This is a genomic window from Pseudomonas sp. M20 (assembly GCF_045037865.1).
Taxonomy (GTDB): Bacteria; Pseudomonadota; Gammaproteobacteria; order Pseudomonadales; family Pseudomonadaceae; genus Aquipseudomonas.
The window spans coordinates 5,079,225-5,105,383 of the sequence record NZ_CP173611.1; the positions used below are offsets into that span (position 1 = coordinate 5,079,225).

General features: G+C 59.5%; 14 protein-coding genes and 1 pseudogene. 8 read left to right on the forward strand and 7 right to left on the reverse strand.

Going from position 1 to position 26,159, the window contains the following annotated elements; all coding sequences use genetic code 11:
• Nucleotides 1-129: 129 nt before the first annotated feature.
• Nucleotides 130-573 carry an azurin gene (gene azu, locus ACI514_RS22550; protein WP_405122417.1) on the reverse strand — a complete coding sequence of 148 codons (444 nt, stop codon included), beginning with the start codon at nucleotides 571-573 and terminating at the stop codon, nucleotides 130-132.
• 340 nt (nucleotides 574-913) lie between these two features.
• On the opposite strand from azu, the gene ACI514_RS22555 reads away from it, so the two are divergent.
• Nucleotides 914-1,501, forward strand: a complete 588-nt coding sequence (locus ACI514_RS22555) for a TIGR00730 family Rossman fold protein (RefSeq protein WP_160055379.1) — start codon at nucleotides 914-916, stop codon at nucleotides 1,499-1,501.
• A 67-nt stretch (nucleotides 1,502-1,568) separates the two neighbouring features.
• Nucleotides 1,569-1,757, forward strand: a complete 189-nt coding sequence (locus ACI514_RS22560) for a hypothetical protein (RefSeq protein WP_077570658.1) — start codon at nucleotides 1,569-1,571, stop codon at nucleotides 1,755-1,757.
• A gap of 211 nt (nucleotides 1,758-1,968) precedes the next feature.
• Here ACI514_RS22560 and ACI514_RS22565 read toward each other — a convergent pair whose 3' ends face one another.
• The 4 genes from ACI514_RS22565 to ACI514_RS22580 all read right to left on the reverse strand — a co-directional run bounded on the left by ACI514_RS22565 (nucleotide 1,969) and on the right by ACI514_RS22580 (nucleotide 11,557).
• Complete coding sequence (locus tag ACI514_RS22565) at nucleotides 1,969-2,859, reverse strand: transglutaminase N-terminal domain-containing protein (protein WP_405122418.1); 891 nt, start codon at nucleotides 2,857-2,859, stop codon at nucleotides 1,969-1,971.
• Nucleotides 2,859-5,345 carry a circularly permuted type 2 ATP-grasp protein gene (locus ACI514_RS22570; RefSeq protein ID WP_405122419.1) on the reverse strand — a complete coding sequence of 829 codons (2,487 nt, stop codon included), beginning with the start codon at nucleotides 5,343-5,345 and terminating at the stop codon, nucleotides 2,859-2,861. Before ACI514_RS22570 ends, ACI514_RS22565 begins: the two co-directional genes overlap by 1 nt.
• Before the next feature lie 88 nt (nucleotides 5,346-5,433).
• A complete protein-coding gene (locus ACI514_RS22575; protein ID WP_405122420.1) occupies nucleotides 5,434-8,709 on the reverse strand; it encodes a DUF2126 domain-containing protein in 3,276 nt (1,091 codons plus the stop codon).
• Nucleotides 8,710-9,244: 535 nt separating this feature from the next.
• Nucleotides 9,245-11,557: a YgiQ family radical SAM protein gene (locus tag ACI514_RS22580; RefSeq protein ID WP_007915855.1), complete on the reverse strand. Its 2,313-nt coding sequence runs from the start codon at nucleotides 11,555-11,557 to the stop codon at nucleotides 9,245-9,247.
• Between the two features lie 208 nt (nucleotides 11,558-11,765).
• Here ACI514_RS22580 and ACI514_RS22585 point away from each other — a divergent pair, with 208 nt between their 5' ends.
• The 6 genes and pseudogenes from ACI514_RS22585 (at nucleotide 11,766) to ACI514_RS22610 (ending at nucleotide 24,141) form a co-directional block, all read left to right on the forward strand.
• The gene (locus ACI514_RS22585; protein WP_405122421.1) at nucleotides 11,766-14,339 is read left to right on the forward strand and encodes a hypothetical protein; all 2,574 of its coding nucleotides are present in this window, start codon (nucleotides 11,766-11,768) and stop codon (nucleotides 14,337-14,339) included.
• A gap of 117 nt (nucleotides 14,340-14,456) precedes the next feature.
• Entirely contained in the window at nucleotides 14,457-17,069 is a 2,613-nt protein-coding gene (locus ACI514_RS22590) for a hypothetical protein (RefSeq protein ID WP_405122422.1), read from the forward strand.
• A gap of 82 nt (nucleotides 17,070-17,151) precedes the next feature.
• Nucleotides 17,152-19,749 (forward strand): hypothetical protein, encoded by a 2,598-nt coding sequence (locus tag ACI514_RS22595; protein WP_405122423.1) that lies wholly within the window; start codon nucleotides 17,152-17,154, stop codon nucleotides 19,747-19,749.
• Nucleotides 19,750-20,062: 313 nt separating this feature from the next.
• Entirely contained in the window at nucleotides 20,063-20,617 is a 555-nt protein-coding gene (locus tag ACI514_RS22600; RefSeq protein WP_160055368.1) for a hypothetical protein, read from the forward strand.
• 300 nt (nucleotides 20,618-20,917) lie between these two features.
• A pseudogene (locus tag ACI514_RS22605) lies at nucleotides 20,918-21,016 on the forward strand (leucine-rich repeat domain-containing protein); the annotation flags it as partial.
• Nucleotides 21,017-21,351: 335 nt separating this feature from the next.
• Nucleotides 21,352-24,141 carry an NEL-type E3 ubiquitin ligase domain-containing protein gene (locus ACI514_RS22610; protein ID WP_405122424.1) on the forward strand — a complete coding sequence of 930 codons (2,790 nt, stop codon included), beginning with the start codon at nucleotides 21,352-21,354 and terminating at the stop codon, nucleotides 24,139-24,141.
• 37 nt (nucleotides 24,142-24,178) lie between these two features.
• Here the strand turns inward: ACI514_RS22610 and dnaB are convergent, their stop codons facing one another.
• Together dnaB and rplI are read right to left on the reverse strand one after the other, a co-directional pair.
• Nucleotides 24,179-25,576 (reverse strand): replicative DNA helicase, encoded by a 1,398-nt coding sequence (dnaB, locus tag ACI514_RS22615; protein WP_008078305.1) that lies wholly within the window; start codon nucleotides 25,574-25,576, stop codon nucleotides 24,179-24,181.
• 119 nt (nucleotides 25,577-25,695) lie between these two features.
• Nucleotides 25,696-26,142, reverse strand: coding sequence for a 50S ribosomal protein L9 (rplI, locus tag ACI514_RS22620; RefSeq protein WP_008078307.1), 447 nt, complete (start codon nucleotides 26,140-26,142; stop codon nucleotides 25,696-25,698).
• Between the last annotated feature and the right edge of the window lie 17 nt (nucleotides 26,143-26,159).

Below are 26,159 nucleotides of genomic sequence, written 5' to 3' on the forward strand. Positions count from 1 at the left end.
TTGATGCGGATGGCCCCTTCGCGAGCAGGCTCGCTCCCACATGGTTCGCTGTCGGACCCAGCATTTGTGCACAACTAAAACCTGTGGGAGCGAGCCTGCTCGCGAAGAACGATGACGCGGTTGAACGGCTTACTTAACAGTAATCGTGCCTTTCATCATCGAGATGTGCCCAGGGAACGAGCAGAAGAAGCCGTAGCCACCGTCAGCAATCTTCGCTACGTCAAAGGTCAGCGAGTCGGTTTCCTTGGCGCCGATGATCTTGGTGTGAGCGATGATGCGCGCGTCACCTTCAGGCAGGTAGTTCTTGTCGATACCGGCGGCCAGGCCAGCGGAAGCGATTGGCTGCATGTCAGCTTCTTTGCTGATCACCAGGTTATGGCCCATGACGTTCTTCGGCAGGTTGCCCGAGTGGGTCAGTTCGACGGTGAAAGTCTTGCAGCTCTTGTCGATCACGATTTCCTTGGTGTTGAAGGACATCTGATCGGTGGAGTCAACGGTGGTTTTGCACTCAGCAGCCATCAATTGGCTGCTGGCCAACGCCAGCAGGGATACCGCAACAACTTTGGAAAACATGGTGAATCTCCAAGGCAGGGTTAACAAAAACACGAATGGTGGAAAGACTGCCTGAAATCTTCGCAAGTTCCTATGACTTGAGTCAAAAATTGTATACAACTTTCAGGCTATGACACTCATCGACACAATCTAACGGCCAGATTCCCCGACCGGCCCTATGATCGGCGCATCTACTGAGACGGAGTGCCTGTCATGTTCTTTAACGGTCTGTTGTGCAGTTTGCTCGCCGCCTACGCCTGTGGCGCCAGCGGCACCTTTGAATCGCCTGAACGCGAAGTTTAGGCCTTGGATCACGGCGTGCCAGCCATTACCCTGTGACGGATTGACCCAGGAGGAAGGCATGTCTCTGAAATCCGTATGTGTATTTTGCGGTGCCAATGCGGGCACTGATCCGGCTTACACCGAAGCCGCCATTGCCCTTGGCCGGGCCTTGGCCGAACGTAAACTGACCCTGGTCTACGGCGGTGGCGCCGTGGGTTTGATGGGCATCGTTGCCGATGCGGCACTGGCTGCCGGCGGCGAAGTGATCGGCATCATCCCGCAAAGCCTGATGGACAAGGAAATCGGCCACAAAAGCCTGACACGCCTGGAAGTGGTCGATGGCATGCACGCGCGCAAGGCGCGCATGGCTGAACTGAGCGATGCGTTTATCGCCCTGCCCGGCGGCCTCGGTACACTGGAAGAATTGTTCGAAGTATGGACCTGGGGCCAGCTTGGCTACCACGGCAAACCTTTGGGCCTGCTGGAAGTAAACGGTTTCTACAGCAAACTCACTGCTTTTCTTGACCATATCGTCGGCGAAGGCTTCGTTCGCGCGCCACACCGTGACATGCTGCAAGTGAGCGAATCGCCGCAAGCACTGCTCGATGCCCTGGATAACTGGAAGCCGACCGTCACGCCCAAATGGGTCGAGCAAAAACCCGGCTAACCACCGGGCACCGATACAGGGCAGAATACGCGCCGCTCAACCTCACCTTCGACCAAGAGGAACGCCCATGGCCAAACCCAATTACTCCTTCGCCAAACGTCAACGAGACCTGGCAAAGGAACAGAAGAAAGAGGAAAAGCTTCAGCGCAAGAAACAAACCGCTGAAGAAGCAGCACTGAACCCTGAGGGTGAAGTGGCACCGGAAGATGATGTTGATGCAACTGAAACACCGAAAGATCAGGCGCCCGACGCCTGAACCCCACCGGGTTTGATGATCGAATCAGACCCTGCGGATTTGTGACGGGGCTGGCGGTTTCACTGCCGGCCCTCACAGCCTTCCATTCCCCAATACACCCGAATTCCCTGTGGGAGCGAGCCTGCTCGCGAAAGCGGTGTACCAGCTACCTATAAGTTGACTGACCTGACGCCTTCGCGAGCAGGCTCGCTCCCACATTTTTTGATCGTCGTTAATCCAGCGGCATCACGGTGACGCGCACTTCCGGGTCATGATTGCCGCCGCCGAGAATCACCCCGCGCAACGGTGACACATCGGAAAAATCCCGCCCCCACGCCAGCGTGATGTGCTCCAGCGCCGGCTGCACATTGTTGGTCGGATCGAAATCCACCCAGCCCAGCACCGGACAAAACACCGACACCCAGGCATGCGACGCATCGGCGCCGATCAAGCGTGGCTGCCCCGGCGGCGGCTGCGTCAGCAAATAACCACTGATGTAGCGCGCTGCCAAGCCTCGCGAGCGCACGCATGCCAGCATCAAGTGAGCGAAGTCCTGACAAACCCCGCGTCGTCGCTCCAGCACCTCCACCAGCGGTGTCGCCACCTGGGTCGCCTCAGCATCGAAGGTGAATTCGCTGAAGATCTTCTGCATCAAGTCCTGCACGCCCAGCAGCAACGGCCTGCCCGGCGGAAAACAACTTTGCGAGAATTCGACGAAACTGCGTTTCAGATGCACGTACGGTGACTGGAACCGGTAGCGACAGGCTTCGAGCAACTCAGCGGACAACGGCTGACTGCTGTAACTCAGCGCATCGCGGGTCAGCTCCCACGCGGGCGACTGATTGAAGTCCAGCGCCGGCCGCGCCAGCACTTCAACGGTGAGTTGTGCATTGACCTGCAATTCGTCATGCGGCCGCTCAAAGGCCAATCGGGTCAACGGATTACCAAACACATCCAGCTCATCGCGCCGTGCGGTCGGGTCCGGACTGATCAGCAATTGCTGTGCGGTACAACGCTGCCAATCGCACTTTCGCGGCCACAAGTGCGCCAATTGCTGTGCCAGAGAAACCGGGCTGTCGTAGTGGTAACAGGTGTCGTGGAAAATCTGGTATCGAGCATTCATCAGACAGACACCGTGCGTTGGCTGACGTCATCGACATGGGCGAAATGGCGCAGGGCCAGACGATCCGAGACCTGACCGCTGGCATCGGCAATCTCTTGCAGCAGATCCGCCAGACCATTGAGCGCCGCTCGTACGCTGGCCTCCCCGAACAATGGATTCTCCAGGCATCCCAGATCAAAACGCGCAAGACGCTCGACCAACTGTGGCAATCCCGCTTCCCGTGGGACACCGAAATCATCATTCAAGCGCTTTAACGTGCGGGTCACCAGCTTCAACTGAAACAACACCGCGTGCGGGTTCTGCTCGTCCAGCAGCAACAGGTCGAGCACCGGAATCAATTGCGCCACGGCCAGATAACGTGAGCGATAGGTGATGCTGCTGTTGCCCAACTCCAGCAACCACTCCAGGCCCGCCTGATCGAATGCGCCGGCACCACGCAGAAATGCCGCCAGACTGCTGCTGAGAAATTGCAGTCGCTCGATGCGCCGGCCAATCATCAGAAACCGCCAGCCTTCGTCGCGGGTCATGTCGTCGAGGGCAAACCCGGACAGCGCCGCCAGCGACATCACCAGCCGGTTGAGGAAATCCAGCAGCTCGCCGAAGTCGGGTTCGTCGGTGTCCAGGTCCATCGCTTCGCGCTGCAACTCCACCAGCGCCTGCCAGTTCTCGCGCGAAAGCTTGCCACGCACCTGCGAGGCTGCCCACTGCAAACGCTGCAGGTTGGAGCGCAGACTGAACGACCAGTCCTCACCCAGCAGCGCTGCCAACAGGCGCTCAGGGAGTTCACCTTCGTCCGGCAGCAACGTCAGCCGCTCACCGAGGTCGACCGCCGCCTGTAGCGCTTGCGGGTCATCGCCATCGACATACCGCGCGAGCATGATCCGCAGCAGCCGCGCACTGTCGTCGCAGCGTTCGCAGTAACGGCCGAACCAGAACAGGTTCTCCACCACTCGCGAGGGTAGATACGGATCGCGCCGCACCAGATCGTGCACGCCGACATTACGCTGGCTCTTCCATTGCTCGCCGCTGGGTGGACGATCGCCAAGTACCCAAGTGTCCTTGCTCGCCCCGCCGCGCTGCATCGATACCACTTCGGCATCCGCCTCGGCGGCCACCCGGGTCAAACCACCGGGAAGCACGCGATAACCCTCACCACTGGCCACGGCGTACATACGCATGCCGATCGCCCGTGGTTGCAGTTGTCCATTTTCCGCCTGCCAGATCGGCGCGTGGGACAATTGAGCCAACTCTTGCGCCACATAGGCATACGGGCGCGCCTGCATGCGCTCGGCAAGCGCCTGGCGCTGTTTTTCACTCAGATCACGGCCGAACACAGGCGCGAAGCTTTGCGAGGGGAACGCCGGTTTGATCAGCAGTTCGGGCAGTTTTTCCAGGGCTTGCGCCAATACCGGCGCCTCACCGCACCACCACGTTGCGATCGACGGCAGGATCATATCTTCGCCAAACAGGTATTGATTGATCTTGGGCAGAAACCCAAGCAATCCCGGCGACTCCAGCACGCCACTGCCCAATGCATTGGCCACCAGCACGCGGCCCTGACGCACCGCTTCGAGCAGACCGGGAACACCGAGCGCCGAGTCCGTGCGCAGCTCCAGCGGATCGCAGAAATCATCATCGAGCCGGCGCATGATCGCGTGCACCCGACGCAGACCACTGAGGGTTTTCAGGTAGACCGTGGCATCGCGCACCGTCAGGTCACCGCCCTCGACCAGCGGGTAACCCAACTGGCGAGCCAGATACAAATGTTCGAAATAACTTTCGTTGAAGCGCCCCGGTGTGAGCAGCACCACCAGCGGCGTGTCATCGTCACTCGGCGCCTGTCGTGCGAGGGTTTCCTGCAATGCGCGGAAGAAACCCGCCAGATGCTGCACCTTGAGATCACGGTACAACTCGGGAAAGGCACGGGACACGATGGTGCGGTTTTCCAGGGCATAGCCGGCGCCCGACGGCGCTTGTGTGCGATCCGCCGTGACCCACCAGCGCCCGTCCGGCGTGCGTGCCAGATCCACGGCGTACAGGTGCAGAAATATCTCTTCCGGCGGCGCGATATGCTGACACGGCCAGAGAAAATTGTTGTGACCGAAGACCAGCTCTGCCGGCAACAAACCTTCGCTGATCAGCCGTTGCGGGCCGTACAAGTCCGCCAGCACAGCATTGAGCAGGCGCGCACGCTGAGCGATGCCTGCCGACAATTGCTGCCACTCATCTGCAGCAATCACATGCGGCAGCAGATCCAGCTCCCAAGGCCGATCCGCGCCTTTGGGATCGGCATAGACGTTATACGTGACACCGTTTTCCTGAATCTGCCGCGCCAGCAATGCCTGACGCTGTACCAGTTGCGCCGGGGTGCTGCGCTGCAACTGGTCGAACAGCCGCCGCCAGTGCGGGCGCACCGCGCCACTGCCGTCGAGCAGTTCGTGATAAGTGCCCGCTGTGAGCGGGTAGCGGTCTAGCAGGTCAGGCATGGAAAGCTCGGCAGACAGCAAGGAACGGTCAGACTAACGCAGGCAGATGACGCGCGGATAGACGAAAAATCCGCGTGTCGCGTAGGCCTTAGAAACGTCGTAAATCGATTGTCATCGGTAGCTCGTCACTGATTTCTACATTCGGTATAGGAAGTTTCCCCGGCGTGTGTCCGACGCGAAAGAACCGCGCCATACGCCGGCTTTCGGCTTCGTTGGCGTTGACTGGCAATGTCTCGTAATTGCGCCCGCCCGGATGGGCAACATGGTACTGACAACCGCCCAGTGACCGGCCCATCCAGGTGTCGAGCAGGTCGAACACCAGCGGCGCGTGCACCGGGATGGTCGGTTGCAAGCAGTTAGCCGGTTGCCACGCGCGATAACGCACCCCAGCGACGAACTCTCCTACGCGTCCGGTCGGATGCAATGGCACGGCGATGCCATTACAGGTCAGCAGATAACGCTGCGGCGGCAAGCCTTTGAGCTTGACCTGCAGGCGCTCCAGCGATGAGTCGACGTAACGCACCGTGCCACCTGTCGCGCCCTCCTCGCCCAGGACATGCCATGGCTCCAGCGCCTGACGCAATTCGAGCTCGATACCGTTAACGGCGTAATCGCCAACCTTGGGAAAACGAAATTCCAGATGCGCGGCGAACCATTCCGCGCGCAGTGGATAACCGGCGTTGTTGAGTTCAACGATGACGTCGGCGAAGTCCTGTTCGATAAAGTGCGGCAGCAGGAAACGGTCGTGCAGTTCAGTGCCCCAACGCGCAAGTTTCGCCGGCGCATAAGGCTCACGCCAGAAACGTGCGACCAGTGCTCGCAGTAACAACTGCTGAGCCAGGCTCATGCACGCATGGGGCGGCATTTCAAAGGCGCGCAACTCCAGCAAGCCGAGACGCCCGGTGGCGCCGTCCGGCGAATACAGTTTGTCGATGCAGAACTCGGCACGGTGAGTGTTGCCGGTGACGTCGATCAGCAAATTGCGCAGCAGTCGATCAACCAGCCACGGTGCACATTCCTCGCCCGGCTCGGGCATCTGCGCGAAAGCGATTTCCAGTTCGTACAGCGCGTCATTGCGCGCCTCGTCAACCCGTGGCGCTTGGGACGTCGGGCCAATGAACAAACCGGAAAACAGGTAGGACAGCGAAGGATGGTTGTGCCAGTAACTGATCAGGCTGCGCAACAGATCCGGGCGACGCAGGAACGGCGAATCTGCTGGCGTCGCGCCCCCGAGCACAAAGTGATTGCCGCCGCCGGTACCGGTGTGACGGCCATCGATCATGAATTTCTCGGTGGTCAGGCGGGTCTGGCGCGCCTCTTCATACAGAAACTCGGTGCGCTCGACCAATTCGTCCCACGTGGCCGAGGGTTGCACGTTGACTTCGATCACGCCCGGATCAGGGGTGATACGGAAGTTGCTCAGGCGCGGATCGCTCGGCGGCTCATAGCCTTCCAGCAGCACCGGGCAATGCAGTTCTTCGGCGGTGGCTTCGATCGCCGCGACCAGTTCCAGATAATCCTCGAGCCGCTCCAGCGGCGGCATGAACAGGTACAAACGCCCCTCGCGGGCCTCGGCGCAAAACGCGGTGCGGGTCAGCCAGTCGGCGGATTCGTCGATTTTCGGCACGCGTTCGTCTGTCGTGGCAGGTTCGCCATGACTGTTGAGCTGCGCGGTTTCCGGCAACTCAGGGAAGTCTTGATTCGGATCCTGAGGATGAATGAACGGATACTCGGCGGCCTTCACCCACGGCTGCGACCCCAACGGCAGGCGATAGCCCAACGGCGAATCCCCCGGCACCAGTCGGCAATGCTCGTCACGCAGGTACCAGCGCCCGCTCTGCCATTGATCACCCTTGGCGGTGCGCGCCAGCGGCAGCACCTGGCCGATCACCTTGTTCAGGCCCTGACTGAAGACTTTGCGCAGGCGTGCGCGCTCCAGCGGCTCCTCCAGACGCGAATCTTCGGCGCTGACGTTGCTGGGTAATGTGCCCTCGCGCCAGAGGTAATAGAAGTTGTCTTCGTAGGCCGGGAACACAAAACGTGTAGGCAATTTCAGGCGTTCGGCGACACTGGCGAGGAAGCGCCCCGCCAATTCGCCATTGGCGCCGTAATCCTGTTGCTCGTCGGCGATCAAAGCGTCGTTGTGCCAGATCGGCACGCCGTCGCGGCGCCAGTAGCAATTGAGCGACCAGCGCGGCAATTGCTCGCCGGGATACCACTTGCCCTGACCGAAATGCACCAGGCCTTTCGGTGCGTAGTGTTTGCGCATGCGCTGGAACAGTTCGGCGGAAAGCCTACGTTTATCCGCACCCAACGCGGCGGTGTTCCACTCGGCACCATCCGGATCATCGATTGAGACGAAGGTCGGCTCGCCGCCCATGGTCAGGCGTACGTCATCCGCCAGCAGGTCGGCATCGATCTGTCGGCCCAGCGCCTGAATCGCCAGCCATTGCTCATCGCTGTAAGGCTTGGTGACGCGCGGCGCCTCCCAGATCCGCTCCACCGACATTTCGTGGCTGAACACACATTCGCAAGGTTCGACCAAGCCACTGATCGGTGCCGCCGAGGACGGATCTGGACTACACGCCAACGGGATATGCCCTTCACCGGCAAACAGCCCGGAAGTCGCATCCAGGCCGATCCAGCCCGCGCCCGGCAAATACACCTCGCACCAGGCGTGCAGGTCAGTGAAATCGACGTCAGTGCCGGATGGGCCGTCGAGGCTTTTCACATCGGCGGTCAGTTGAATCAGATACCCGGAGACAAACCGCGCGGCCAATCCAAGGTTGCGCAGTAGTTGCACCAGCAGCCACGCCGAATCCCGGCAGGAGCCGGAGGCATGTTCGAGGGTGTGCTCCGGGGTTTGCACGCCCGGCTCCATGCGGATCAGGTAACCGATGTCTTCGCTCAGGCGCTGGTTGAGCGCCACCAGAAAATCCACCGCTGGCAGCGGTGTGCGGTCGATGGCGTCCAGATAGGCTTTGAATTTGGGGGTCAGCGGCAGGGTTTCGAGGTACGGCGCCAATTCCTTACGCTCATCGGCGGCGTAGGCGAAGGGGATTTTCTCGGCGTAGGGCTCGAGGAAGAAGTCGAACGGATTGAACACCGCCATCTCGGCGAGCAGATCGACTTCGATGCGCAACTCATTGGTTTTCTCGGGGAACACCAGCCGCGCGAGGTAATTGCCCTGCGGATCCTGCTGCCAGTTGATGAAATGCTGCTCGGGCGAGACTTTCAGCGCATACGACAGAATCCGCGTGCGGCTGTGGGCGGCCGGGCGCAGGCGAACGATCTGCGGGCCGAGTTCGACAGCGCGGTCGTAGCGGTAATGCGTGACGTGATGCAATGCGACATGAATCGACACGGCGTGCCTCCTGCGAGCCTAAGCGTATTCGAAAGCGCGCAAGACTTATGCCATGCAGAGGCTTGGGCGCTTTCCCGGAATGCTTAAGGCAGTACAGCACCAAAATCGGGCGATGCGGGGAAATGGTTTGGGCTGATTGCACGTAAATGTTGCGAAGAGCGCCCTCACCCTAGCCCTCTCCCGGAGGGAGAGGGGACTGACCGCGTTGGATGTTGGAGATACACCGACTTGAAAGTATTGAGTCGAATCCATTTTTTGAAAAGTAGTGAGATCTGCTGCGAAGAGCCCCTCACCCTAGCCCTCTCCCGGGGGGAGAGGGGACCGACCGCGTTGGATGTTGGAGATACACCGACTTGAAAGTCTCGAGTCGAACTCAAGTTTTGAAAAGCATGGAGATCTGCTCCCTTCCCCCTCGCCCCCATTGGGGGAGAGGGCTGGGGTGAGGGGGGATGGATCTTGCAGACGACAAAAACCCATCCCCAGAAATGCAAAACGCCAACCCGAAGGTTGGCGTTCTGTTCAGCTCAAGCGATGTTTAGCGCGGCACGACCGGCTTGCGTGTCGGCTTCGGCCCTTTGCCTTTCGCGGCGTCCTTGCGCTCCTTGGCCGCCTGCTGGTTGCGGGCAAACGCCGCCGCCTTGGCCTGCTCACGCTTGTCCCAAGGATTACCACCATCACTGGCACGCGGCGGCAGACCGGTGTGCTGGGTGAGGATCTTGGTGGTCTTCTCTTTGCCTTCCTTCGCGACTTTATGGCTGCCGGCTGGCGTCGAGTTCTTGCGACGGGCGCTCTGGTAGCTGTCGGTAGCCGGCTGGTGCGTCGGGATCAGTTGATCCTTGCCCGAACCGATCAGGTCGCCACGGCCCATGCGGATCAGCGCTTCACGCAGCATTGGCCAGCCTTTCGGGTCGTGATACCGCAAGAATGCCTTGTGCAGACGACGCTGCTCTTCGCTCTTGACGATGGTCACGCCGTCGCTTTTGTAGGTGACTTTGCGCAGCGGGTTCTTGCCCGAGTGGTACATCGCGGTGGCGGTGGCCATCGGCGACGGGTAGAACGCTTGCACCTGGTCAGCGCGGAAGCCATTGCCCTTGAGCCACAGAGCGAGGTTCATCATGTCTTCGTCGGTGGTGCCCGGGTGGGCGGCGATGAAGTACGGAATCAGGTACTGCTCCTTGCCCGCTTCCTTGGTGTACTTCTCGAACATGCGCTTGAACTTGTCATAGCTGCCAATGCCCGGTTTCATCATCTGGTTGAGCGGACCTTCCTCGGTGTGTTCCGGGGCGATCTTCAGGTAACCACCAACGTGGTGAGTGACCAGCTCTTTGACGTACTCCGGCGATTCAACCGCGAGGTCGTAACGCAGGCCAGAGGCAATCAGAATCTTCTTCACACCCGGCAAGGCACGGGCGCTGCGGTACAGCTGAATCAGCGACGAGTGGTCGGTGTTCAGGTTCGGGCAGATGCCTGGGAACACGCAGGACGGCTTGCGGCACGCGGATTCGATTTCCGGCGTTTTGCAGGCAATGCGGTACATGTTCGCGGTCGGGCCGCCGAGGTCGGAAATGACGCCGGTGAAACCCGGGACCTTGTCGCGGATCTCTTCGATTTCGCGAATGATCGACTCTTCGGAACGGTTCTGGATGATCCGGCCTTCGTGCTCGGTGATCGAGCAGAAGGTGCAGCCACCGAAGCAGCCACGCATGATGTTCACCGAGAAACGGATCATGTCGTAGGCCGGGATCTTCTCCTTGCCATACGCAGGGTGCGGAACACGTGCGTAAGGCATGCCGAACACGTAGTCCATTTCTTCAGTGGTCATCGGAATCGGCGGCGGGTTGAACCAGACATCGACTTCGCCATGCTTCTGCACCAGTGCGCGGGCGTTGCCCGGGTTGGTCTCGAGGTGCAGCACGCGGTTGGCGTGGGCATACAGAACGGCGTCGCCACGGACCTTTTCAACCGATGGCAGGCGAATTACGGTCTTGTCACGGGTCATGCGCGGGCTGGCCAGGATCTGTACGACCTTGGCTTCCTGCGGATCTTCGACCGGACCCTTTTCCTGTTCGATGGCGCAGGCCTGGGTGTCCTGAGTGTTCACGTACGGGTTGATGATCTTGTCGACCTTGCCCGGACGGTCGATACGCGTCGAGTCGACTTCGTACCAGTCTTTCGGCGTATCACGACGAATGAACGCGGTGCCGCGCACGTCGGTGATGTCTTCGATCTTGTGCCCGTAGGACAGACGCTGGGCAACTTCGACGATCGCGCGCTCGGCGTTGCCGTACAGCAGAATGTCGGCGCTGGCGTCGATCAGGATCGAGTTACGCACGCGATCCTGCCAGTAGTCGTAGTGAGCGATGCGACGCAGCGAGGCTTCGATGCCGCCAAGGACGATCGGCACATGCTTGTACGCTTCTTTGCAGCGCTGGCTGTAAACCAGGCTCGCGCGATCCGGACGCTTGCCGGCCATGCCGCCTGGCGTATAGGCGTCGTCGGAACGGATTTTCTTGTCCGCGGTGTAGCGGTTGATCATCGAGTCCATGTTGCCCGCCGCAACCCCGAAGAACAGATTCGGCTCGCCGAGCTTCATGAAGTCGTCTTTGGACTGCCAGTTCGGCTGCGCAATGATCCCGACGCGGAAGCCTTGCGACTCCAGCAGCCGGCCAATGATCGCCATGCCGAACGACGGGTGATCGACGTAGGCATCTCCGGTAACAATGATGATGTCACAGGAATCCCAGCCAAGCTGATCCATCTCCTCCCTGCTCATCGGCAGGAATGGCGCTGGCCCGAAACATTCGGCCCAATATTTTGGATAGTCAAATAACGGCTTGGCTGCTTGCATGTCGACGACCGGTGTTGAAGTGAAAAATCGCGGGCGCGGAATATAGCACAAATTTTGACCAATTCCGACGGCAATGGTCGGTTTCTCTTACAGCCAGTGTTGCGCATGCCCGTCGACCCGTCACAGGCAGAAAAACATCGATTCAACCCAACATTCATCAGCCCGGCACCTGCGCCAGCTGATGTGACAACCCTTCAAGGATGAAGAAATGTCACCGAAATCGCCCATCAGAGGCACCACCACCGTTGATGTTCATCCACGCCCCGGCAGTCCGAGGGGCGGCCACGTGCCGCACCCGACGATTCCTCTGTCGGCAGGCACGCTACGGATGCCGGAAACCCTCACGACAGGCGCCGATCTGCAGGCGATCAGGTCGGCACCGTCGATCAGGGTCAGCCCATCGCCACCGGATCCGCCCATCCGCCCCCCAGCCCGGGAACCCTCGCTGGAACATTACCTGATCAATGCGCCCGCCTCCCTGCCGGCGCCCGATGGGCACGGCGTCAGAACCTTCAAGGGCCGTCGTTACGTGGATGTGCCGGATGGCGGCATTGTGCAGGTCGTCACTGATGCGCCATCCGGTCTCTACCGGGCACGGCTGGCGAGCGAGCTGACGCCTGCCGGGCCGCTGCTGATACGCGATCGCGAAAGCGGGCTGTGGCATCCGCTGGAGGACGGCAAAAGCATCACTTTCCCCTTGTCCGACACACGCCTGCAGGATTTCGCGACCGATCTGGACTTTACCGGCGTCCAGGTCGGCCGGGACCGTCTGTATCGCTACGGCGGCAAACTCTACGCAGTGATCGCCGAACAGAGTTACCAGGCGCTGCATGACCTTGACGCCTCCTCGCCAGCATTGCCGGTCATGCGCATCGTTCGCCCTGAAGATCCCGTGGCTAGCGACCCTGCCAATGTTTACATCGGTACGCGTGCGGGAAGATCGGAGCCGATTGTCTTTGATGAGCAGCGCGGCTGGGTGGGGACGCTGGTGGGCGGCACGGCAGGCATGCGCCGACGAGCGAATCCGGCAGATGCCTTGCGCGCGGCTGACCTGACGTTCGAGTTACAGACGCTGGAACTGCAATTCAACCAGGCCATGACCACGGGCGAACAGCTGCACTACCGCTGGCAGGCGTTGAAGGGCAGCGAAGCCGAGCGCGCCCATTTGCAGCGCCTCGAAGAACATCATCGGTGGGAACTGTCGATACTGGAAAAAACCCTCGACCTGCACACCGATGAAAAGGAGCGCATCGTCTCGATCATGGGACGTGTCGCCTACCGGGAAAAGATCATCGTGCTGCACAAGGGCCGCATGCTGACCTACAACCAGCTGATGATCGCCAGCGATTCGCGAAAGTTGCTGGACGGGCCGATTTTCGGCGGCCCGGTTGCTGACCATGCGGCCGTGGCAGCCCATTTGTCGAACAAACTGGAGATCCTCAAGAAGCGTCAGGATATCGCCGATGAACTGTTGAACAAGTGGCGCCTGTCACCCGACGATTTGAAAGGCACGGTCTATGATCCGATCGATCTGCACGAAAACGTTGCCTTCTGGATCTACGCCAAAAGCCGCCTGTTCGTCGATGAGGATGCGCCTGTCGACATCAGCAATGCCAATGCCAGATACCTTGCGTTCTGTTTCGGTGAGGTGACCTTTGCTTTTCGTGCGCTCAAGGAAATTCCTCAGCATGCGCGTATTTCCGTGCTCAGTGACTTGCTGGATCAGACGTCAGCCATCAAAGCCTCGTACGAACATCTGCCGCTGCCCCCCGGCCCGCAACATGCCAGCTCACGCAGTGAAATCATCGAAGCCATAGAACATTTCGAGCACACGCTGGAACAGCATCTGGGTCGCTACCATCAGGAGCAGGACACAACCCCTGCGCTGCCACCCCACGAACAACCGATCGATTTCGATTTCATCCCGGCACAGGGCCAGAGCCCGCAAGCAGCGGCACCGAGGAAGATGTTCCGCAGCAAGCACCATGGGGTCTACAAGATCCGGGTCGGACGGCCACGTCGCACGGCGGCGGGTGAAGACTTGATCGATGTGATGAATCCGCATGACCCGACAGAGGTCCTGCAAACCTACGAACGCCGGGAAGGCGAATGGCGTCGGCAGATGGCCAGGCAAGAAAGAAACCTGTCGACGCTGACTGCTCAGGCGCGGCAGCACCTGGAACAATCCGAAGCGCATTTGCATACCGCGTGGCGCGATGAGAAAGCCAAACGCAATGCCAGCGGTATCGTCGAATTTCTGACTGGCCGGGCCGACGAACTGGATGATCTCGCCCGGCAAATCGGACAAGCGCCCAATCCCGCCGCCAGTGACATTTCCGCGCTGGTACAACGCCTGCACCACGACAGTCAGCGCCTGCTCCAGGAAGGTGAAAACATTCGTGTGCGGCTCTACAAAGACCCCGACTACCTGAGCAACGACCGCGTGGCGTATCTGATCCGCCACGGGCATTTGAGCGCCACTCGCACGCAGAGCCGGATACCGCTGGGCAAGGGCAACAAAAAGGAATTTCTCGACGTCTACACGCTGAACGACAGTCAGGCCGGTACGGTGCTGTGGTACGCGCACTTCCACTACACACAGAAGGACAGTCCTTTAGCGGACTTTCAGGTAAAGCGCGGCCACCTCAAGACTCGCCAGCAAAACCGGCTCGGTACGTCGTCTCAACGCAGGGACGAGCAGGCCGGCCGGGCGCACGTGAAGATCTGGCGTGAAGATATCGACAGCAGGACCGCACAGAGAATCTTCGAACTGGCCTCCTGAAACAGGAACGCCCCATACCGTGCGTGACTGAACAAGCAAACTTGTCCGAAGGCAGGAAGCCCAACGACATCTGTCCCTGAGCCAATGCCTGGGGACAACCACTCAAGGATGATAACCATGGCTACTAAAACGCCCGTCAGAGGCACCGTTTCGGTCGACGTCCATACGCGTCCGAATCAAACACCGGAGACCCGGACGCCGCACCTCGACAGCACGATCAGCGTCGGCACAAGCCGGGACGGACAGCCAGCGCGATCGGGCAACGTCGCCCCGGATAACGACCTCGACGCTATCAGCCCGGCCCCGGCCATCAAGATTCAACCGGCAACGCCTCACGCTGAAAACCAGATATCCGTGCAGCAGCCGATCGAACATTACCGAATGGCTGCGTCGGCCACGTTGCCTGCTATCGACGCCAGCGGATTCAGAACGTACAAGGGTCGCCGCTATGTCGATATGGCCGATGGTGGCATTGTGCTCGTCACAGTGGACGCTGACACGGGCCGGTATCGGGCCAGACTGGCCAGCGAGCGATTGCCTTCCGGCCCGGTGCTGCTGCGCGACGCCGACAGCGGACTTTGGCGTGTCGCCGAGGATCACCACGTTATCAGCGTGCCGCTGACCGATCCCGACCTGCGAACCTTTCGCTCGGATCTGGATTTCAGCACCAGCGAACCCGACAGCGACGGCGTGTTTCGACATGATGGCAAACGCTACGCGCTGATCGACGGCCATGCGTATCAGGTCATGCTCGATACGGATGCCTCCACGCCTGTGCAGAAGGTATGGCGCATCGTCAACGCCAAAGACTCCGTGGCGACAGACAGCGAAAATATCTATCACGCCAGCCGTAGCGGCGAATCGCACGCCATCACGCGCGACGGGCAAGACACCTGGGCGTTTGCCGCCTCAGGTTTACGGGGCGGCATGCGCCGTGGGGAAAGGCCTGGAGCCGGGACACAAGCAAGCCTGGCGACCCTGCTGCACGACTATGCACCCTTCGCAGCGGTCCACAAGGAACTCGTCGAATCGTCTGAGCGGTACAACAGCCTTTACCGCGAGGCGCGTGCTTTGCCCACGGACAGTTCAGCACAGACCGCAGCCCTGATCGCCGTTGAGGTCCATCTGCTCAAGCACATCAAGAAGCAGGCGGACTTTATCCAGTCACTCGTCGACAACAAGGATTGGCTGGTGCGGTTAAAAGCCCGCGGGGAATTCAAAAAGGAGCTGCACACCTTCCGGATGGATCGAGTGAGTTACCTGAATCGGCTCATGACGGTCATGGACTTGAAGCTCGCACCGACCTTCGCAACGCTGAACAGCGACAACTGCAAAAAAATGATCGCTAACCTGAACAAAAAACTGAAGATTCTCGAAGACCGGGAAGTGCTGATGGGGCAGATCAGAAAAGCCTCCCCGGGGGCGGAACCCGATCTCGTCGAACTGAGTCAGGAAGTGCCCACGGCCGAGCGTGTCACCTTCAACAAGTTGAGTTTGTACGTCCACTTGTTCGCAGGCACACCTGATCACACGCCAAACGCGACCATGCACTCGCTGCCCTCCATCAATCTGTTCAACGGCGATCTGCACAACATTCCCGAAGGCTCGCAGCCATTGGCGTTGATGCTGACGCTTGATCAAATCAGACGCGACAAAAGCCGTTTTGAAGCATGGCTGTCGACGGACAGCGTCAAGGCCGAGTACGCCAGGGAAATCCTCGCGCTGACTGACACCGTCGAGAACAGAATCGAGACACGACTGAACGAACTCCTGGCTACGTTTGACCGCAATACCGAACTGCCCAGCCGGGATCAGGACATCGACTTCGACTTCCTTCCAGTACAACCGGGCAATAGCGGAACCACACGCCCGGCAACGCCCAGAAAGGTGTTCAGCACGCGCCGGCACGGTACTTCAAGAATCCTCGTCGGCGAGACGGAAACCGCCGCAGACGGCAGTGTCATCATCAAGGTTTCCAACCCGCTCCAGCCGGATGGCCCGACTGAACGATACGAGAAAAGGCAGGGTGAATGGCTGCCCGTTCGTCCACCCATCGTCAGCACTCCGCGACCGGAACTGATAGCCGAGGCCAACCGCTTATTGGCTGATGTTGAAAAGCACATTGCCGCAGCACGGGCCAAAGAAACCGCGAAAGACAATCCGACGGAAATCATTGAAGACCTGGAAAAAGCCATCGAACCGCTCAACGAGCAGGCACGCCGCCTGCAAAACCACGAAAACGCGGCCGAGGATAGCGAGATCCAGAGCTTGGCCGAACGCTTGCAAACGGCCGCAGACACATTGTCCGCACATGGCCAAAGCGTGCTGGTGCGGATGTACAAGAACAAGGACGTGCTGGACATTCTGCGCCTGAATTATCTGATCGATCACGCTGAGCTGAACGCCGTCAAAACCGTTGATCGCAAACAGCAGGGCAAAGGCCGGGACAAGTCGTTTCTCGACGTCTACTCGATCCGCGATCGCGTCGACAATGCGCCGTTATGGGAAGCGCACTTTCACTACGACAAAGACAACAGCGAGCCGCTGAATTTCACCATCAGGGGCAGCCATCTGAAAACCCTCGAACAGAGCAAGCGCGGCATCGAGTCCCAGCGCCGCGACGAACAGGCCGGTCTGCCCCACGTTGCCATCTGGCGGCAGACTTTCGATGGCAAGACCGCACGCAAGATTTTTGCTCTGGCGAGCGAGGCGACAGCGGCGGTCCGCTGACACAGTCAATCAGGCAATGACGCCGAATACGCCAGCAACTCCGCTCTGCAAGAGTTGCTGGCCACTACAAGGAAAGCAGGAAATGCCAATCAAGTTGCCAGCCAAAGGCACTACCTCCAGCAGCACACTCGTTCGCCCCCTGCCCTCGCCAGACGTGAGCACTGTACGCGCCGATACGACCGTGCGCCCGGGCTTTGAAACCTTCAGCGAGATCGGTCCACCGACTCGGCCCTTCCGGCCGACGGACGACGCTGACCTCGATGCGATTACGCCGGTGCCAACGGTCACGGTTCATCCTTCCCCCACGCAGGCCGAAATCCCACATCCCGTCGACCCACCACTGGAGCATTACCGAGTCATGACCGCTGCTGGCTTGCCAGCGGCGAATGCCGAGGGTTTCAGAATGTACAAAGGACGCCAGTACGTCGAGGTGGCTGACGCAGGCATCATACAAATCGGCAGAGATCCGGACACGGGCCTGTTCCGGGCCAGACTGGCAAGCGAGTCCAGACCTTCAGGCCCTGTCTTGCTGCGCGATGGCGATAGCGGGCGCTGGCGGTTGGCCGATGACGGCGAAGTGACTACTGCCCCTCTTACCGATTCTGGCCTGCAAGCGTTTCGCACGGATCTGGACTTCAGCACCAGCGAGCCTGACAGCGACGGCGTGTTTCGACACGACGGCAAACGCTTTGCACTCATCCACGATCATGCTTATCAGGTCATGCTTGATAAGGATGCCTCTACGTCTGGGCAGAAGGTATGGCGCATCGTCAACGCCAAAGACCCTGTGGCTAGTGACAGCGAAAACATCTATCACGCCAGCCGCAGTGGAGAATCTCGGGCCATCGCACTCAGCGTCCGCAATACCTGGGTTGCTGTTTCCACCGGGTTGCTGGGAGGCATGCGCCGCCATGAGGCCATCCCGATTCTGCTGCAACGATATGAGCCCTTCCTCGCAAGGATAAACGAGCTTAACGAATCAGCTGCGCGGTATGACGTGCTCGCGGGTCAGGCTAATGCCCTGGCGAACGGCAGTGCAGGGCGGACGGCGGCGTTGATTGCCGTTGAAGTTCACCTGCTCAGGCACATCAAAAAACAGGCTGACAATTTGCAGGCAATACTCGACCACAAATCCTGGTTGATGCACCTCAAAGCCAACGGGGTTTACGCCGAAGAGCTGCACGCCCTTCGCCTCGATCAGGTGAAATACCTGAACCTGTTGATGAAAGCCATGAACCTGAGGGGCGAGTCTGTATTCACCACGCTGACTGCCGACAACTGTATAAAAGTCATCAGTCTTATGAACAAAAAGCTGAAGCTTCTCGAAGACCGGGAGGTGGTGATGGGGCAGATCCTGAAAGCAGACCGAGGCGCGGCCCCCATACTTGCCAAGCTCCGTAATAAAGTGGCCACGGCCGAGCGCATCAACTTCAACAAGTTGAACCTGTACGTCCACTTGTTCGCAGGCACGCCTGACTACTCTCCAGAAGTGACCATGCGCTCGCTTTACTCCATCGACCTCATCACCGGCGATCTGCAGAACATTCCCGAAGCGGCGCAGCCATTGTCGCTGATGCTGACCCTCGATCAAATCAGAGGCGACAGGGGCCTTTTTGAAGCAGAGGTATCGGCAGGCAGCGTCACAGCCGAGTACGCCAGGGAGATCCTCGCGCTGACCGATCAGTTCGAGACCGGCATCGAAACCCGTTTGAAAGACATCTTTGCCTCGTTCAACCGCAATACCGAACTGCCCAGCCTGGATCAGAACATCGACTTCGACTTCATTCCGCCCCAGCCTAGCGATAGCGTGTCAGCCCGACCGCCGTCGATGAGGAAAGTGTTCCGCACCCGACGGCACGGCACTTCCAGAGTGATGGTTGGCGACACGGAAACTGCTGCAGACGGCAGCGTAATCGTCAAGGTTTCCAACCCGTTCCAGCCCAATGGCCCGGTCGAACGATACGAGAAAAGGCAGGGTGAATGGCTGCCCGTTCGTCCACCCATCGTCAGCACTCCGCGACCGGAACTGATAGCCGAGGCCAACCGCTTATTGGCTGATGTTGAAAAGCACATTGCCGCAGCACGGGCCAAAGAAACCGCGAAAGACAATCCGACGGAAATCATTGAAGACCTGGAAAAAGCCATCGAACCGCTCAACGAGCAGGCACGCCGCCTGCAAAACCACGAAAACGCGGCCGAGGATAGCGAGATCCAGAGCTTGGCCGAACGCTTGCAAACGGCCGCAGACACATTGTCCGCACATGGCCAAAGCGTGCTGGTGCGGATGTACAAGAACAAGGACGTGCTGGACATTCTGCGCCTGAATTATCTGATCGATCACGCTGAGCTGAACGCCGTCAAAACCGTTGATCGCAAACAGCAGGGCAAAGGCCGGGACAAGTCGTTTCTCGACGTCTACTCGATCCGCGATCGCGTCGACAATGCGCCGTTATGGGAAGCGCACTTTCACTACGACAAAGAAAACAGCGAGCCGCTGAATTTCACCATCAGGGGCAGCCATCTGAAAACCCTCGAACAGAGCAAGCGCGGCATCGAGTCCCAGCGCCGCGACGAACAGGCCGGTCTGCCCCACGTTGCCATCTGGCGCCAGACTTTCGATGGCAAGACCGCACGCAAGATTTTTGCTCTGGCGAGCGAGGCGACAGCGGCGGTCCGCTGACACAGTCAATCAGGCAATGACGCCGAACACGCCAGCAGCTCCGCTCTGCAAGAGTTGCTGGCCACTACAAGGAAAGCAGGAAATGCCAATAAAGTCACCGCCCAAAAGCACCGCCTCGGGCAACACCTCTATTCGACCGGCACCGGACGTGACCACGCCGCGCGTCGATACAACACCGCGTCCGGGCTTTGACAGTTTCAACACGAATGGACTGCCGGCGCGCCCTCTCACACCAACAGGCGACGCTGACCTCAATGCAATCAGCCCGGCGCCCACGGTCACGGTCCACCCTTCCCCGTCACCAGCCCAAACGGTGCGACCTGTCGATCTGCCGCTGGAGCAATACCGGATCATGGCACCTGTTGGCTTGCCGGCGGCCAATGCCGAAGGTTTCAGGATCTACAGAGGGCGCCCCTATGTCGACGTGGTCGACGTCGGGATCGTGCAGGTCGCCAAGGATGCCGACAGCGGTCTGTTCCGCGCCAGGCTGTCCAGCGAATCGAAGCCTTCCGGCCCCGCTCTGCTGCGCGATCCAGACAGTGGGCGGTGGCATAGGCTGGACGAATTCGAACCGATCACCTTTCCCCTGAGCGATAGCCGTCTGGCACCGTTTCGCACACCGCTCGCTTTCAACCACATAGACCCCGACAGCGACGGACTTCATCGCTTCGACGGCAAACTGTATGCATCGATCGACAACCATGCCTATCAGGTGCTGCACGACCCGGACGCCTCGACGCCATTGGCCACCGTGATGCGCATCGTACGCAGTGACGACCCCATCGCCAGCGACAGCGCCAATGTGTATGTCGCCACTCGCCCCCCGGCGTTTCGCCAACCCACGCGCAACAGATCGCCCAAAGTCTGAAGCGCTGCTGGCGTCATCAGAGCGGCAGCATTCTCTGGCTCGAAGCCGGGAACGGCCCACTGCCGGCGCTGAAAGCGGATTTCAGCCACGTTCGGCATCTGACCCTGCAATCGGTGGCCTGGTCAGACTCCGCCAGTACATTGCTCGGCAACTTCTCCGGTCTGGAAGGTCTGCATATCAGCGGATCAACCCTAAGTACCCTGCCGACAGCCATTGCACAGATGCCCGGATTGCACAGCCTGGACCTGAGCACGAACCGTATCGCCCCTCGATGAACGAGCAGCCGCCGGCCTGAGCTCGCTGGACAATCTCAAGCACCTAGACCTGTCAGGCAACCCGTTGGGTAAAACACCTGATTTCTCCGGAATGCCGAACCTCAAGACCCTGAACCTGAGCAACGCAGAGCTGGATCAGTGGCCAGCCGGTCTGCTCAACCAGACCCGGCTGACGCATCTGGACTTGCGCAACAACCGCCTGAACGCGGTCCCAGAGGCAAACCTCAATCCGCCAGCCGAGCAGTTCGAAGCGCTCGCCCGTATCAACAGCGTCACCCTGCTTGAAGGCAATCCGTTCCCGACCGGCTACTGGACAAAACTGGAAGACTTTTGGCAACGGGTGACAACCGAACAACCGGAACTGGGCAACAACGCCGTGGCTGATGCGTTCAGACTTCCCAGCGACATGCCTGAAACTGTCAGCGTGCAGCGGGTCTACCCCAATAAAACCCAAAGCAGTTGCGCGCGTTTCTCCTGGCTCTGGATGAAGACGGCAAAGCGCAACTGGCACGCCGTGTCGCAGCACTGGACTTACTGGAATCCCAGCTCGACACCTACGTCAACCGCAGCCAGACCGACTCGTTCGGCGCTGATACCCCGGCCAAAATACAGGCGCGCCATATCGCGGATATCATCAAGGCCTGTTGGCTGGATTCGACGCACACGCTGAGGCTGCCGGAGATCAAAGCGCCACTGCCCCCGCTCAGCGCCGACTTCAGTCATGTCAAATCGCTGTTAATCAATGCCGCTACCTGGTCGGGCGACGCCGATACTTTCCTGTCCGGCTTCCCGAATCTGGAACGGCTGGTGATCAATCACTGCAGGCTGGAAAGTTTGCCCGGCCCCATCGTTGCCATGCATGACCTGGTCAACCTGGACCTGTCGGGTAATCGTCTGCAAATGACAGAGGACAGAGCGGCAATACTCAGTGCCATGAATCAGCTTGAGGCGATCAATCTGGGCGACAATCCGGCCCTTGGTTCGATGCCTGATTTCAGCGGCATGTCCAGGCTGAGGCAGGTGCAGCTCAATAACACAGGCATCGATCAATGGCCGAGCGGATTGCAGGACAAGCCCGATCTGATCATTGTGGATCTAAGCAACAATCGCTTGAAGGAAGTACCGCCGACCTTTCTAGATCCACCGCCGAAGCAACTGCTGGCGATCGCCCGGATCAACGCCGTGACCCAACTCGATGGCAACCGCTTTGCGGCCGGTTACGGGAAGAAGTTCGATGACTTTTGGCGGCGCGTCAGCGCAGTCGCTCCCGAGCTGCTGACTCACACCAACTTCGATAGCGACAACTCCGTTGCCCGGCGTTACCAACGGCTGTTTCCAGGCAAGAACATGAAGCAGTGCAGGGAATACCTGTGGAGCCTCGACGCGGACACCGTCGTTATCAAGGTGCGCAGTCTCGAACGAGAATTCAAAGTACTGAAACGCCAGCTCGACGATTGGGTTTTTTCCGGCGGGGGCAATCGGGGCGGCTACATTCGCGCGGATCAACTGGCACTCAATGCGCAGATCCGGACTGATCGGGTCACGGCCAGCAACAGAATCATCAGTTGCTGGCGCCGAGAGGGGCCGCAAGCTCACGCCCATGACGGTACTCCCATCGGCCTGGAGCTCGATCTCAGCAATCTGCGGCTGCCAAGCCTGCCGGACATAGACGCTGACTTCACTCACGTCGGCTCACTCAAACTGGTCAATATGCACCTGAGCACGTCTCCGGAAGGTTTTTTGACGCGTTTCCGCCATATACGCTGGTTGCAACTGTCGCGCAATCAACTGCGCGAACTGCCACCGGCCATTGGCGAAATGAATGGGCTGACGTTGTTGTCCCTGGATAGCAATAATATCACCCTGACCACCGACACTGCCCGCGTTCTCGCGAGCCGCACTACCTTGCGTGGACTGGAGCTGCAGGGAAACCGGCAACTGGGCATCGCCCCGGACATGAGCCAGATCGTCGACATGCGGACTGTCAGTCTGGCCCACACAGGGATCGACACCTTTCCCACTGGCCTCATCCATCAGCCGCTGCTGGATACCATCGCGCTGAACGGCAACCGCATCACGGAAATTCCCGACGCCATTATCGCGCCGCCGAATGATCAATTGGCCAACACGGTGCGCATCAACAACATCACCGACATTTCGAACAATCCACTGTCGGACGCGACGTACACCCGTCTGCTCCAGTACAACAATCGCCTGACAGCCGCCGGAACACCGCTGACAGGCGCAAGGAACATCTCCAGTACAGCCATAGTACGTCCTACGCCCTTGCGCTGGATCAGGAATGATCCGATGAAGCGCTGGACAGCAGGACTCTCCGACGATCAAGTGGCTAACCGCAGGCGTCAATGGCAAACCTTGCGCGACCAGCCGCGTTCCGGCGGTTTGTTCGACACGCTTGAACTCCTGCTGGACAGTGCCACCGGTCACCACGAACTGCAGGGACGAGTCTGGAAGCTGATCGACAGCATCACCGAAAACACGCCGCAGTCCGAACGCTTGCGCAACGAAGTGTTCGATCGCGCGGGCGAAGCGACCTGCTGTGTTCGGGCGGCGTTTACCTTTACCAACCTCGAAGTCATATCAATGACGCACAACGCTGTGGCCCGAGCCAGCGACAAGACTCAGGGGCCAGAACTGTTCAAGCTGTCCAGGGCGTTGTTCCGCTTGCACGAAGTCGACAAAGTCGCCTCGGCAGACATCGCGCAACGCGAAGCCGCAATTGTCGCTGCCAGAACGCCCGATGAGGCCGCGATCCTGCCCCCACCTCATGTAGGAGAAGAAGTCGAAATCAGGTTGTACTATCGCCACGGCCTGAAAGACCGCCTGCAGCTGCCTGGGCAACCGGAAAAAATGGGCTTCTCACGCCTGGTCAAAGTCTCCGACACGCAGCTGGAAAACGCTTACCAGACGGTCATTGCGCGGGATAACTCGGCTGAGGAGTTTCAGGCATTGGTGTCGAGGGAGTTCTGGCAAAAATACCTGACCAGTAAATATCAGGAAACCTTCGAAACCCAGCGTCAGCCGTTTCAGGACCGGCAAGCAGCCTTGGGTGAGTCATTCGAGGCAAACGAAATGTCGTTCGCCGATTACGACGCGCAATCGAAAACGATGCAGGCCGAGTGGATCATCGAGGAAGCGGCCCTGATCGACAAACTGAGCCGCGAGGAACTGGCGCAGTACAAGGCCAGCGGCACTGATGAGGAAGCCGCCGGCACAAGTGCCAGCTGAATGAGGCGAGTGCTGGCCGAGGATTTTCGGCCAGCCTTTATTCGTCGTCGTCGAAGTTGTAGCTGCCCGGCGCGAGGTTTTCGAAGCGGGTGTATTTGCCGATGAACGCCAGGCGGATAAAACCGATCGGGCCGTTACGCTGCTTGCCGATGATGATTTCGGCGATGCCCTTGTGTTCGGTTTCCGGGTGATACACCTCGTCGCGGTAGACGAACATGATCACGTCGGCGTCCTGCTCGATCGCTCCGGATTCCCGGAGGTCGGAGTTGATTGGACGTTTGTTCGGCCGTTGCTCGAGGGAACGGTTGAGCTGGGACAGCGCCACCACCGGGCAGTTGAATTCCTTGGCCAAGGCTTTCAAGGAACGCGAGATTTCAGAAATCTCGTTAGTTCGGTTGTCGCCGCCGGAACCTGGAATCTGCATCAACTGCAGGTAGTCGATCATGATCAGGCCGATCTCACCGTGTTCACGCGCCAGACGCCGGGTACGCGCACGCATTTCCGAAGGGCTGATACCGGCGGTGTCGTCGATGAACAGCTTGCGGTCATTGAGCAGGTTGACCGCCGAGGTCAGGCGCGGCCAGTCATCGTCTTCCAGTTGGCCGGAACGCACCTTGGTCTGGTCGATCCGGCCTAACGAGGAGAGCATACGCATGACCAGCGATTCACCTGGCATCTCGAGGGAATACACCAGAACGGCCTTGTCGCTGCGCAGTACGGCGTTCTCCACCAGGTTCATCGCGAAGGTGGTCTTACCCATCGACGGACGACCGGCGACGATGATCAAGTCAGCCGGTTGCAGGCCGCTGGTTTTCTCGTCGAGGTCGGTGTAACCGGTAGACAGGCCGGTGATGGCGTTGTCGGTGTTGAACAAGGTGTCGATGCGGTCGATGGCCTTGGTCAGCAAGTCATTCACACCAACAGGTCCACCGGTTTTCGGCCGGGCCTCGGCAATCGCGAAGATCTGCCGCTCGGCTTCATCGAGGATCTCCTCGGCGGTGCGCCCTTCCGGGTTGAAAGCGCTGTCGGCGATCTCGGTGCTGATGCCGATCAGTTGGCGCAACGTCGCACGCTGGCGGACGATCTGCGCATAGGCCTTGATGTTGGCGACGGATGGCGTGTTTTTCGCCAGCTCGCCGAGGTAACCGAGGCCGCCGACTTGCGAGGTCTGACCTTCCTTGTCCAATTGCTCGGCAAGGGTCACGACGTCGATCGGCGAGTTCTGATCGGCCAGCTTGGCGATCGCACGGAAGATCAGGCGGTGGTCATGTCGATAGAAATCGCCGTCGGAGACTTGATCGAGCACGCGTTCCCAGGCGTTGTTGTCCAGCATCAGACCACCGAGTACAGCCTGTTCGGCCTCGATGGAATGCGGTGGCACCTTCAGGGCAGCGGTTTGCAGATCGTATTGCTCGGGAGCGGAGATATCGTTCATGGCCACTTGTGTTGTTTGGAAAAACAGGGAATTCAGAAAGACAAAGGGCACGACCTGTAAACAGGATCGTGCCCGATGTTAACCGTCTGACGGACAAGCCGCCAGCCGATCAGTGTTGCTTAAGCTGCTACCACGACAACGCGTACGGTGGCTTCAACTTCGGCGTGCAAGTGCACAGCCACGTCGAATTCACCCACGTTGCGGATGGTGCCGTTCGGCAGACGAACTTCGCTTTTCGCAACTTCAACGCCGGAGGCGGTCAGTGCGTCAGCGATGTCGTGAGTACCGATCGAACCGAACAGCTTGCCTTCGTCGCCAGCGGTGGCAGTGATGGTCACTTCCAGCTCGGCCAGTTGGGCAGCACGGCTTTCAGCCGATGCTTTACGGTCTGCAGCAGCTTTTTCCAGCTCAGCACGACGCTCTTCGAACGCAGCGATGTTCGCTGGGGTTGCGGCGGTAGCTTTGCCGTAAGGCAGCAGGTAGTTACGACCGTAACCGGCCTTAACGTTTACTTTGTCACCCAGGTTGCCCAGGTTGGTGACTTTTTCCAGAAGGATCAGTTGCATGTGAAAATCCTCTAACT